The following is a 14,047-nucleotide window of genomic DNA, read 5'->3' as shown; positions in this document are numbered from 1 at the left end:
GCGCCAGCCCGTCCTGTTCGCCCAGCGCGACGATTCCCTCCCGGCGCAACCGGGCCAGGTCGGCCTCGCCGAGAGCATCGGTCAGCCCGCTGCGCTGTTGCCACAGCCCCCATGCCACCGATGTCGCGGGCAGACCGCTCAGGTGCCGGTGGTGTGCCAGCGCATCGAGGAACACGTTGGCGGCGGCGTAATTCGCTTGTCCCCGAGTGCCGATCACGCCCGCGACCGAGGAATAGAGCACGAACTGCGACAGATCCAGATTCTCGGTCGCCTCGTGCAGATTCCATGCCGCGTCGACCTTCGGGCGCAGCGTCGTCGCGAGCTGCTGCGGTGTCATGTCGGCGAGCAGACCGTCGGCCAGCGCACCCGCCGTGTGGACGACGCCGGTGAGCGGGTGCTCCGGTGCAATACTCGCCAGCAGCTTGTCGAGCGCCTCCCGGTCGGCCACATCGCAGGCGACCACGTCCACCTGTGCGCCCAGCGCCGTCAATTCCTCCGCCAGGCCGGCGGCACCGTCGGCGGCGGGACCGCGCCTGCTCGCGAGCACCAGCCGCCGCACACCGTGCTCGACGACGAGATGGCGGGCCGCCATCGCACCCAGAACACCGGTACCGCCGGTGATCAGCACGGTGCCGTCGGGGCGCAGCGGGGTCGGAATGGTGAGCACGTTGCGGCCGATATGCTTGCCCTCGCCCACGAACCGGAACGCCTCCGGCGCCTGCCGCAGATCCCATCCGGTGATCGGAGGCGGTGCCAGTACCCCTGTATCGATCAATTCGACCAGGGCACTCATGATCTCGCGCAATCGATCGAGCCCGATCTCGTCGAGATGGAAGTAGCGGTAGTGCACGCCCGGGTGCTGCTCGGCGACCTCGCCGGGATCGCGCCGATCGGTCGCCACCATCTCGAGGAAGCGGCCACCGCGCGGCAGCAATCTCAGTGAGGCGTCGACGAATTCGCCTTCCAGCGAATCGAGCACGATGTCTGCACCACTGCCGCCGGTGACCTCGAGGAACTTCCGCTCGAAGTCGAGGGTGCGCGAGTCACTGATGACCGCATCGTCGAATCCCATGCCGCGCAGCACATCCCATTTGGAACGGTCGGCGGTGACCAGCAGCCGCAGACCGAGATGACGCGCCAGTTGCACAGCGGCCGTGCCGACACCGCCGGTGGCGACATGCAACAGCAACGTCTCCCCCGGCCGGGCGTCGGCGAGATCGACGAGGCTGTAGTACGCGGTAACGAACACCACGGGCACGGCGGCCGCCTGTGCGAACGACCATCCCCGCGGTATCGGAGCCAGCCGCCTGCTGTCGGTCACAACGACCGAACCGATGCCCTCGATCATCCCGAAGACCCTGTCGCCGATGGCGAATTCGGTGACGTCCGGCCCCACCTCCAGCACCACGCCCGCACCCTCCATACCGATGGTGGCGTTCGGGTTCGGATACATACCCAAGGTGATCAGTGCGTCCCGGAAGTTGACGCCCGAGGCGCGCAGACCCACCCGAACCTGACCGGGCCCGAGCTCCTGCACGGCAGTGCGGGTTTCGACCAGAGCGAAGTTGTCACCGGTCAAGGAGCCCTTGCCGAGCTGACGCAACGCCCACGCCGGGGCCCGCAGCGCGTCACCGCCGCCCACCACGTCGCCGCGGTCGGATGTCAACCGCGGCACGTAGGGAATGCCGGCGCGCACCGCGACCTGGGGCTCGTCCGCCGAGGCCAAGGCCGTGGCAACGGCGTCGCGACAGTCGTCCCAGCGGTCCACGTCCACAACGGTGATCCGGTCGGGGTGCTCGTTCTGTCCGCTGCGCAGCAGGCCCCAGACCGCCGCGCCGACGAGATCCACGGGCTCGCCCGCGGCCGTCGCGACCGCACCTCGGGTGACCACGACGATGCGCTGATCCTGGGCCAGCAGCTCCTTGCCGCGCGCCACGACCTCGGCCAGTCGACTCTGCACCGCATCGGGCACGTCCGTGTTCGCTGCCGCCGTGGCGCCGCTCACGAGACCATCGAGTCGAATCACGGTCGCGGGCCGGCAGTCCACGGTCACGGTCTCGCCGTCGTCCGTGCTCGCCCACCGCGTGGCCGCGGCCACGTCGTCCGGATTCGGCGCGGGCAACGGAACCCAGCGCAGACGGTAGGTACCGTCCGGCGCCGCGGCGCCCACCGCGTCGATCTGGATCGGACGCAGGGTCAACGCCGCGATCTCGGCGATCGGTGCGCCCTGAGAGTCGGTGAGCGTGAGGGTGATTCGCTGGTCCTGCGGGTCGGTCCCGGCCGGCGCCACTCGAACCCGGGCCGACGCGGCACCGACCGCGTCCACGGTCACGTTCTCCCACGAATAGGGCACGAGGATCTCACCGGGCGCGGCAGGCGCACTCATCCCACCGAGGCCGATCGTGTGCAGTGCCGCGTCCAGCAGTGCCGGATGCACCCCGAACCGATCCGCCGACTGTGCCTGCTCCGGCAGCGCGACCTCCGCGAAGAGTTCGTCGCCACGGCGCCACAAAGCGGTCAGCCCCTGGAACATCGCCCCGTAGTCGTAGCCGCGCTCGGCCAACTCGGCGTACGCATCGCCGATGTGTACCGGCAGCGCTCCGACGGGCGGCCAGCTCGCCGCATCGGCCCCGACCGGTTCGGGAGCTGAAAGCGGCGAGGCGACAACGGTTCCCGTGGCATGGCGTACCCATTCCGAGCGCGGTGCGCCGGACGATCCCGGGCCGCCGCGGTCCGATTCGCCGTCGCTCTGCGGGCGCGAATACACCGATACGGCTCGTGCTCCCGCATCATCGGGTGCGGCCGTCATCACCCGCAGTTCAACGGCGCCATCGGCCGGTAGGATCAGAGGCGCGGCCACAACCAGCTCGGCCAGCCGGGGACAGCCGACCATCGTCCCGGCATGCAACGCCAATTCGACGAAGGCCGTCCCCGGCAGCAGGGCCGCTCCGTTGATCGCGTGATCGGCCAGCCACGGGTGATCCGCCAGCGACAGGCGCCCGGTCAACACCACCGCTTCGGAGTCCGGCATCCAGACCGCCGCACCCAGCAGCGGATGCTTCGCCTCGCCCAGCCCCGACTGGTACACATCCCGGGCGGCGCTCGGCTGCAACCAGTACCGCTTGTGCTGGAAGGCGTACGTCGGCAGATTCACCCGAGCGACGGGTCGGAGCGTACCGAGCGCCCGTGTCACGACCGGAGCCAACGCGTCGGCCGCCACGTCGACGCCGGCACAGTAGGCCTGCGCCAACGCGGTGGTGACCTGCAGCGGATCGCCCTGATCACGCTTCAGCGTGCTCAGCACGGCCACCCGATCGGCCCGACCCAGCTCGCCCGCCGTCGCCTCGATCCCCATCGTCAGCACCGGATGCGGGCTTACCTCGATAAAGGCATTCGTCCCCGCACGCTGCAACGCCGCCACCGACTCCGCGAACCTGACCTGTTCACGCAGCCCCCGATACCAATACCCGGCGTCCAGCTCGGCGGTGTCCATGAAATCCGCTGTCACAGTCGAGAAGAACGGCACCGAACCCGAAACCGGCCCAACCGATTCCAGCTCCGCCAGCACCCGGTCGCGAACGGCCTCCACCGCCGCCGAATGCGAGGCGTAATCCACCGGAATCCGCTTGGCCCACACACCATCGGCCGCACACCCCGCCAGGAATTCCTCGAGAGCCGCCACTTCACCGGAAACCACGATCTGGCCCGGACCGTTGACCGCTGCCACCGACAGCCGGCCGCCGAAACCCGCCAACCGCTCGGCAACCACCTCGGCGGCCGCGCTCACCGAGGCCATACCGCCGTGACCCGCAAGGTCTTGTGCCACAACGAGAGAACGAAGCGCGACGACCCGGGCGCCATCCGACAGCGACAGCCCGCCCGCGACCACAGCCGCCGCGATCTCCCCCTGCGAATGCCCCACCACCACCGACGGCTCCACACCCGCCGCACGCCACACCCGCGCCAACGACACCATCACCGCAAACAACACCGGCTGAACAACATCCACCCGATCCAACGACCCAGCCCCAGGCTCACCCCGCAACACCGCGGTCAAAGACCAACCCACAAACGGCGCCAACGCCGCCTCACACTCCGCCACCGACTCCGCAAACACCCCACCCCCAGCCAACAACCCCGCACCCATCCCCACCCACTGACTCCCCTGCCCCGGAAAAACAAACGCCACCCGACGCGGCACCACACGACCCGACACCACCTCGACGGGCCCTTCGGGCAACGGTGCCTCCGACTCGATCAATCCGGCCAGGCCCGCCATCAATCCGTCGCGATCGCGACCGACAACCGCACCGCGCCACTCCAACTGCGACCGGTGACGCAGCAATGAATGCGCCACATCCGCCGCGTCGGTATCCGGGTGCGTGCGCAACCACTGCTCGAGCCGAACAGCCTGCTGCCGCAATGCCTCCGGACTCACCGCCGACAACATCCACGACATGGCATCCGAATCGGCTGGACCCGAATCTTCTGCGGCAATGGGAGATTCGGCGCGAGTCGGGAGCGGCGCCTCCTCCAGGATGGCGTGGGCGTTGGTGCCGCTGACACCGAATGACGACACGCCCGCGCGACGAGCACGCCCGTTGCGCGGCCACGGCCGCGACTCGGTCAGCAACTCCACCTCGCCGGCCGACCAGTCCACCTTCGGGCTCGGCTCGTCCACGTGCAGGGTTTTCGGCAGCGTCTCGTACCGCAACGCCAGCACCATCTTCATGACACCGCCCACACCCGCCGCGGCCGTGGTGTGCCCGATATTCGACTTCAACGACCCGAGCCACAGCGGCCCACTCGATCGCCCCTGCCCGTAGGTTGCGATCAGGGCCTGCGCCTCGATCGGATCACCCAGCGGCGTTCCCGTCCCGTGTGCTTCCGCCGCATCGATATCGGTCGGCTCCAGCCCCGCGTTCGCCAACGCCGTGGTGATCACCCGCTCCTGCGAAGGACCATTCGGCGCCGACAAACCGTTACTCGCCCCGTCCTGGTTGATCGCGCTGCCCCGGACCACCGCCAGCACGGGGTGACCCGCGCGCTGCGCGTCCGACAGGCGCTCGAGCACGAGCATGCCGACGCCCTCGGAGAATGCCGTCCCATCTGCCGTGGCAGCGAACGACTTGCAACGACCCTCACGCGATATGCCGCGCTGCCTTGCGAAATCGACGGAGAGATAGGGGTCGGCGTAGATGGTCGCACCGCCCGTCAAGGCCAGCGAGGTCTCTCCCTGCCGCAGCGCCTGACAGGCCAGATGCAAGGCGACCAGCGACGAGGAGCACGCGGTGTCCACGGTGACCGAAGGTCCTTCGATACCGAAGACATACGACAGCCGTCCCGACGTCACACTGCCCTGCGTGCCGGTGAGCCGATGGCCCTCGAACTCGGGGGTGACCCGGTTGAAATAGCCCGAGTAGCACGCCCCCACGAACACGCCGGCATCGGTGCCGCGCAACGTGACCGGGTCGATTCCCGCGTTTTCCAATGCCTCCCAGGACGATTCGAGCAAATGACGCTGCTGCGGGTCCATCGCCGATGCCTCGCGCGGACTGATTCCGAAGAAGCCGGCATCGAAATCACCGGCGCCGTCTAGGAATCCGGCACGACGGCTGTACACGGTGCCCGGCTTGTCCGGGTCCTCGTCGAACAGCCGCTCCAGATCCCATCCGCGATCCGACGGGTACTCACTGGTCGCGTCGATTCCCCCGGCGAGAAGGTCCCACAACTCATCCGGCGACGTCACACCGCCGGGGAACCGGCAGCCCATCCCCACGATGGCAATCGGCTCGTCGGTCCGGGTCCGGCGGGCCACCTTCTTGGCCGGTTCGCTCGCGGCTTTCGGCTCCACCTTCGACAACACCAGTTTCGCCACCGCCGCGGGGGTCGGATAATCGAACACCAGAGTCGACGGCAGCTGAATACCGGTGGCCTTGTTCAGCCGGTTCCGGAATTCCACGCCACCCAGCGAATCGAAACCGATCTCGTCGAAGCGCCGATCGGGCCGGATGTCGGCCGCCGAATCATGTCCCAGCACCGCCGCCGCCTGCGCCAGCACCACCTCCGACACCACGTCGGCACGCCGGGCCTCGGGCACCTGGGCCAACCGCTCGGCCAGCGCACCGGCCGCGGGCTTTCCCGCAGCCTTCGCCGGGCGCATCGAACGCGGTACGAAACCACGCAAAACGGCCGGAACCGCATCGGGATCCGACACGCGCCGCAATACGCTCGGGTCGAACCGGATCGCGGCCGGACGCTCCTGCGAACCGGCGACCGCTTCGTCGAACAACCGCAGGCCCTCGGCATCACCGAGCCGGCCCAGCCCCAGCCGCTCCCATCGTGCGAGTGCGGTGCTGTCCAGTTCCCCGGTCATGCCGCTGCCGGCGTTCCACGGCCCCCATGCCAGCGACACCGCAGCCGATCCCGCCGCGCGGCGCCGCTGCACCAGACCGTCCAGGAAAGCGTTGGCCGCAGCGTAATTGCCCTGCCCGGCCGAACCCAGCACCCCCGCCATCGACGAGAAGACCACGAACGCCGACATATCGCGGTCACGAGTCAGCTCGTCCAGATACCACGCCCCGTATACCTTCGGCGCCAGCACCCGGTCCACCTGTTCACTGGTCAGCGACTCCACGGTGCCGTCGTCGACAACACCCGCCGTATGCACCACCGCAGTCACACCGCCGTCGGAATCCATGGCGTCCAACAGGTTTCGCACCGCGTCACGGTCGCCGACGTCACACGCGACCACGCGGGCGTCGGCGCCCGCCCGGCCCAGCTCGGCGACGAGCTCGGACGCCCCCGGCGCCTCGGGACCCCGCCGCGACGACAGCACCAACCTGCGCACGCCGTGTTCGGCGACCAGGTGCCGGGCGAACAACGCACCGAGACCACCGGTACCACCGGTGATCAAGACCGCGCCGTCGCCGAAAGCCGGCGCCGCGCCGGTGTCGCGCACCTCGTCGGCCTTCGATGTCCGGGTGAGCCTGGGCACCAGAACTCCCGCACCCCGCACCGCGGCCTGCGGCTCACCCGAGGCCAGCACCGCCGCGATCCGGTCGACGCCCGACCGCTCGGCCGGATCCTCGTCGAGGAGAACGAACCGCCCCGGATTCTCCGACTGCGCACTGCGGACCAACCCCCACGCCGCGGCCGCCACCACATCCGGCACCTCGCCGGGCAGCCCCGCCCCACCGGTGGTGAGCAGCACCATCCGGACCTCGGACAGTCGCTCCTCGGCAAGCCAGGATTTCACCGTGGCCAGCGTGCTGTGCACCCCGGCCCGCACCACTGCCGGACCATCCGCCGCCTGTTCCGGGACGCGCCACACCACGACTTCCGGAAGCCGTTCCGCCGCAACGAGTTCGGCGACGGAAGTGAATGACACGCCGATCCCGGGTACCGCCGAATCCGCGAGCACGGCCATCGACGGCGCCGGCGATCCGGCCGACGCTGCCGTGGCAGGCTCCCAGCGCACCTCGTACAGACCGGCCGCGCCCTCGGACAAGCCGCGCCGGAATTCCTTGGCGTCGTTGCGACGCATCATGACGGCGTCGATCGACAGGATCGGATTGCCGTTCGTATCGACAGCCGCGACGGCGATGGTGTTCACTCCGGCTTTCACCGCCATGACCCGCAGCTCCGTCACCTCCGTGGGCACCGGCGCGTGAAAACGCGCACCGCCCCACTGGAACAGCAACCACCCGGAATCGGGGTCGGGCTCCGCGGCCCGGAAAACCAAGCGGGACAGCCCGGCATGCACGACCAGCTCCATCAAGGCCGGATGCACACCGTGCCCGGACTCCGGTGCCGCGTCGGTGTCCAGCACGACCTCCGAGAAGACCGTGTCGCCACGCTGCCATACCGCCGGCACACCGATGAACGCCGGACCGTACTCGAGTCCGGTGTCCTCGGTGATCTGCGCCGGAAGCGTCAGCCGATCCACGTCCACGCGTTCGGCATCGGCCGGTGGCCACTCCTGGTCCCGCAGCTGCGACACCAACGCCGAATCGTCGGCCGGCTCCGCCGCGAACACGCCCGTGGCGTTGCGCACCCACTCCTCATCGGAGGCATTCCGATAGAAGAATTCGAACGAACGCCGCCCGGACTCATCGGCCGACTGCACCAGCACCTGCACATCGACCGCGTCCGCACCGGGCCGGATCGGCGCCTGCACCATGACTTCCTCGACCACCTCGCACCCGATCCCGCGACCGGCGGCGAGCAGGAACTCGAGCAACAGCACGCCCGGCACCACCACGACGCCGTAGGCCATGTGGTCGGCGATCCATGGATGCGTGCGCAACGAGAACCGGCCGGTGAACAACCATTCGTCGGTATCGGCGAGCTCGGTCACACCCGTCAGAATCGGATGACCTCCCGAGTCGCCTGCTGCCGCTTCGACAGGCTGCAGCCAGTACCGCCGATGCTGGAAGGCGTAGCTGGGCAACGAAACCCGCTGTGCACCGCGACCGGCCGACAGCGGGCGCAAGTCCACACTCATACCTGCCACATGGGCCTGTGCCAGCGCGGACACGAATTGCGTCGGCTCGTCGGCCGCACGCCGGGCCGCGGCGACCACCGTCGATGTGGCCTCCACATCCGGGATCTCGGCCAGGCACTGTCGAGTCATCGCGGACAACACGGCATCGGGGCCGATCTCCACGAACCGCCGCACCCCGGCCGCTACCGCGGTCTCGATACCCGGTGCGAACCGGACACAGCCACGCACCTGGTCGACCCAGTAACCCGGATCGGTCACCTCGGCGCCGGCCAGGGCACCCGACACATTCGACACGATCGGAACGGCCGGCTCGTGATAGGTCAATCCCATTGCCACACTGCGGAATTCATCGAGCATCGGCTCGATCAACGCCGAGTGGAACGCATGACTGACCCGCAACCGGGAGGTCTTGACTCCCTCGCCGGCCAGCTTGTCCTCGATCTCGGCTATCGCCGTGGCGTCACCGGACAGCACCACCGACGACGGACCGTTCACCGCGCCCATCGATACCCGGCCCTGGAACTCGGTCAGCATCCCGGCTGCCCGATCCTCGGGTACCGCCACCGCGAGCATCGCCCCATCCTCGGGCAGCGCGCCCATCAGCCGCCCGCGTGCCACCACCAGGGCGCACGCATCCGCCAGCGACCACACCCCCGTCACACAGGCGGCCACCAACTCGCCGATCGAATGCCCGATCAGCACATCCGGCGCCATACCGAAGGACTCCACCAACCGGAACAGCGCCACCTCGAAGGCGAACAGCGCGGGCTGGGTGAACTCCGTGAGGTCCAGCAGCGCCGCGTTCTCCCTATCGAACATCAGGTCTTTCAGCGACCGGCCGAGCAGCGGATCGATCTGGGCGCACACCTGGTCCAATGCCGACGCGAACACCGGAAACGCGCCGTACAACTGCGCGCCCATCCCGGCTCGCTGCGCACCCTGACCGGTGAACAGGAACGCCGTCTTCCCCGGGATGACCTGCCCCTCGAGGACCGACGACGACGCCTCGCCCGAGGCGAGAGCGGCGAGACCGGCCAGCACCTGTTCCCGGTCGCGGCCCACGACCACGCCGCGCCGATCGAAGTGTCCGCGTGTCTCGACCGAGGAATACGCGATATCGGCGACACCGGCATCGGGCCGGTCGATCATCCACTGCCGCAGCCGATCCGCCTGTGCGCGCAACGCCTCGTCGGACTTGGCCGACACCAGCACAGGAACCACATCGGTCGCCACCGCGGCGGCGTCTTCGTCCGGCGACGGCAGAACCGCCGGCGCTTCCTCGAGAATCACATGCGCGTTGGTGCCGCTGATCCCGAACGAAGACACACCCGCACGCCGCACCCGATCGGAGACGGGCCAGGGCTCGGCCTCGGTCAGCAATCGCACCGACCCTGCCGACCAATCCACGTGCGGCGTCGGCGCATCCACATGCAGCGTTCGCGGCAGAGTTTCGTGCCGCAGGGCGGCCACCATCTTGATGACACCACCGATACCGGCCGCGGCGACCGCGTGACCGATATTCGACTTCACCGACCCGATCCGCAAGGGCTCCGACCGGTCCTGCCCGTAGGTGGCGATCAATGCCTGCGCCTCGATCGGATCACCCAATGCCGTTCCGGTGCCATGGGCTTCGACCGCGTCCACATCCGATGCCCGGAGCCCGGCATTGGCCAGCGCCTGCGCGATCACACGCTCCTGCGATGGACCGTTCGGCGCGGTCAGGCCATTGCTCGCACCGTCCTGATTGATCGCGCTGCCGCGCACCACGCCGAGAATGTCGTGCCCCAGCCGCTGTGCGTCCGACAGCCGCTCGACCACGAGCACCCCCACGCCCTCGGACCACGTCACGCCGTCGGCCGCGGCGGCGAACGCCTTGGATCGCCCATCCGGCGCCAGCCCCCGCTGTCGCGCGAAATCCACGTACAGACTCGGACTCGCCGACACACTCACACCGCCCGCCAGCGCCAGCGATGCTTCCCCCTGACGCAATGCCTGGCACGCCAGGTGCAACGCGACCAGCGACGACGAACACGCGGTATCGACCGTGACCGCCGGGCCTTGCAGACCGAAAACATAAGAGACACGGCCGGATACCACGCTGTGTGATGTCCCGGTCAGCCGGAAACCTTCGTATTCACCGACGACCCCGGGCGAGTACCCCGACGAGCAGGCGCCGACGTAGACGCCGGTATCGCTGCCGCGCAGCGACGCGGGGTCGATACCCGCGTCCTCGAGCGCCTCCCAGGAGACCTCCAGCATCAGCCGCTGCTGCGGATCCATCGCCGCCGCCTCGCGCGGGCCCACGCCGAAGAAGCTCCCATCGAAACCGCCGGCGTCATCGAGGAAGCCGCCCTCCCGGGTGTACACGGTCCCCGGCTTATCCGGGTCCGCATCGAACAACCGCTCCAGATCCCAGCCCCGATCCGATGGGAACGGCGCGATCACGTCCCGTCCCGCCGCGACGAGTTCCCAGAGATCCTCGGCCGATCCGACACCACCCGGGAAACGGCAGCCGATACCGACGATGGCGATCGGCTCATCGGAGACGGCCCGGTGAGTCACTCGTGGCACAACGGGATCGATCCCTTCCAGATGTGCACGCACCAGCCGCGCCACCGCCATCGGCGTCGGGTGGTCGAAGATCAGGGTCGCAGGCAACGGCACACCGGTGGCCGATGCCAGGTTGCTCCGAAGCTGTTGTCCGCTCACCGAATCGAACCCGGCGGCGGTGAACGGCAGATCGGGTGCGATGGCATCGGCCGAATCATGGCCGAGCACCGCCGCGGCCTGTTCGGCCACGACCCCGAGCACGAGCGCGTCGCGGTCACGCTCGGCCGCGGCGAACAACCGCGGCGCCAGCGGGCCCTCCACCACGGCACGCCTGCTTCGAACCGGGGACGCGGCGCGCTGCGGAGCCGGAAGCGGCTCCACGCCATCCAGCGTCCAGCACTGCCGCCGCTGGAACGCATACGTCGGCAGTTCCACCCGCTGTGCCGGTGGGGCCAGCAGTTCCGGTGCTACATCGATACCCACGCAGTAGGCATGTGCCAAGGCCGCGGCGAACTGCTGTCGGCCGCCGTGGTCGCGCCGCAGCGTGCCGACGACCGCGACCCGGTCCGCCAGCCCCATCGAATCCGCCGTCAGCTCGATCGCCGTCGACACCACAGGATGCGGGCTCGTCTCCACGAACGCATTCGTCCCCGAGTCCAGTAACGTCTCGATCGCGTCGGCGAAGCGCACCTGCTCACGCAGCCCCCGATACCAATACCCGGCGTCCAGCTCGGCGGTGTCCATGAAATCCGCTGTCACAGTCGAGAAGAACGGCACCGAACCCGAAACCGGCACAACCGATTCCAGCTCCGCCAGCACCCGGTCGCGAACGGTCTCCACCGCCGCCGAATGCGAGGCGTAATCCACCGGAATCCGCTTGGCCCACACACCATCGGCCGCACACCCCGCCAGGAATTCCTCGAGAGCCGCCACTTCACCGGAAACCACGATCTGGCCCGGACCGTTGACCGCTGCCACCGACAGCCGGCCGCCGAAACCCGCCAACCGCTCGGCAACCACCTCCGCCGTAGAACCGATCGACGCCATACCACCCGAACCCGCCAGCACCTCGGCGACGGCACGCGACCGCACCGCCACGATGCGCGCGCCATCCGACAGCGACAGCCCGCCCGCGACCACAGCCGCCGCGATCTCCCCCTGCGAATGCCCCACCACCACCGACGGCTCCACACCCGCCGCACGCCACACCCGCGCCAACGACACCATCACCGCAAACAACACCGGCTGAACAACATCCACCCGATCCAACGACCCAGCCCCAGGCTCACCCCGCAACACCGCGGTCAAAGACCAACCCACAAACGGCGCCAACGCCGCCTCACACTCCGCCACCGACTCCGCAAACACCCCACCCCCAGCCAACAACCCCGCACCCATCCCCACCCACTGACTCCCCTGCCCCGGAAAAACAAACGCCACCCGACGCGGCACCACACGACCCGACACCACGGCAGCCTCTTCCGAGGTCTGCGCCGCCGGATCGGCCAGTGCGGCCAGCGCGACACCCATCGCGTCGGCGTCGTGTCCGATCACCGCGCCCCGCCAGTCCAACGCCGTGCGCGAATGGATGAGCGAATACGCCACATCGGCGGCATCACCGGCCGGATCTCCGGCCAGCCACTCCTGCAATCGAACAGCCTGCTGCCGCAACGCTTCCGGGCTCTGCCCGGACAACACCCAGGTCACCGGGCGGTCGGCGGCGGCCACACCCGCATCACCCGCGACCGGCGCCGGCGCCTCCTCCAGAATCACATGTGCGTTCGTGCCACCCATTCCGAACGACGACACGCCCGCCCGGCACTGTGCCGCGCCCGGCCAGTGCTCCGTCGCGGTCTGCACCCGCAATCGCAGCGCTTCGAGTGGAATCTGCGGATTGGCGGTGTGAAAGTTCAAGCTGGGCGCCAGTTCCCGATGCCACAGGCTCAGCACGGTCTTAATCAGGCCGGCGATCCCGGCGGCACCCTCCAGATGCCCGATATTCGTCTTGACCGAACCGACGGCCAGCGGTGCGCTCCCGGACCGCCCGGCGCCATAGATCTCGCCGAGGGCCCGCGCTTCCACCGGATCGCCCGCGGGTGTACCGGTTCCGTGCAACTCCACATAATCCACCGACGCGGGTTCCACATCGGCGGCCGCCAGCGCGGCCCTGATCACCGCGGTCTGCGCGGACACACTGGGCGCGCTCAGCACTTGACGCTCGTTGCCGCTGTTGATAGCACTGCCGCGGATCACCGCGTAGACCCGGTCACCATCGGCGACCGCGCGCGCCAGCGGCTTGAGTACGACGATGCCGCCGCCTTCGCCGCGAACCGTGCCGTCCGCACGTTCATCGAAGGTGTAGCACCGTCCCGACGGTGAGTGCGCGCCGAACTGCTCGTAGCGCTCACCACCCAGCGGCGACAGGATAAGATTCAGCCCGCCCGCCAAGGCCACATCACACTCGCCGCCGCGCAACGATTCACACGCCAGGTGCACCGCGACCAGCGACGAGGACTGCCCGCTGTCCACCACGATGCTCGGACCGGTGAACCCGTAGTAATTCGAAATCCGGTTGGCGGCGACGCCGCGCCCGACGCCCGACAACGAATGCCTGCCGACGCCGGGCTTACCCCTCGACGCCTCGATTTCGGCGAAATCGGTTCCGGTGCTGCCCAGGAACACTCCCGCGCGGGCACCGTCGCGATCGCGGTAGCCCGCGTCTTCGAGGGCCTCCCAGCTCAGCTCGAGACCGAGCAGCTGCTGCGGATCGATCGCACGCGCCTCATTCGGCGCCACCCCGAAGAAGTCGGCGTCGAATTCCGATGCCGAAGCCAGGAATCCGGCCTTCTCCTCGATTCGCGGGCGGTCTGCGGGAGCGGAGCCGATAGCCTCGCGCCCATCGCGCAGCAACCGCCAGAAGCTCTCGAGATCGGAAGCGCCGGGCATCCGGCACGACATTCCGACAATGGCGATCTCATTCGCGTCGACCAT

Annotated in this window: 1 protein-coding gene (running past one end of the window); it reads right to left on the bottom strand. The window is 68.9% G+C overall.

What is annotated here, in order from left to right; translation table 11 throughout:
* Positions 1-14,047, bottom strand: partial view of an SDR family NAD(P)-dependent oxidoreductase gene (locus OHA42_RS05255; RefSeq protein WP_406235026.1) — the 5' portion only. Its footprint begins 674 nt before the window's first position; 14,047 of the gene's 14,721 nt are visible here — the first part of the coding sequence; its start codon is at positions 14,045-14,047; its stop codon lies beyond the left edge, outside the window.

This window comes from Nocardia sp. NBC_01009, assembly GCF_045208035.1.
In the GTDB taxonomy this organism is placed as follows: Bacteria; Actinomycetota; Actinomycetes; order Mycobacteriales; family Mycobacteriaceae; genus Nocardia.
Note: the sequence above shows the minus strand (reverse complement) of the source record. Positions and strands in the feature narration are given on the sequence as shown.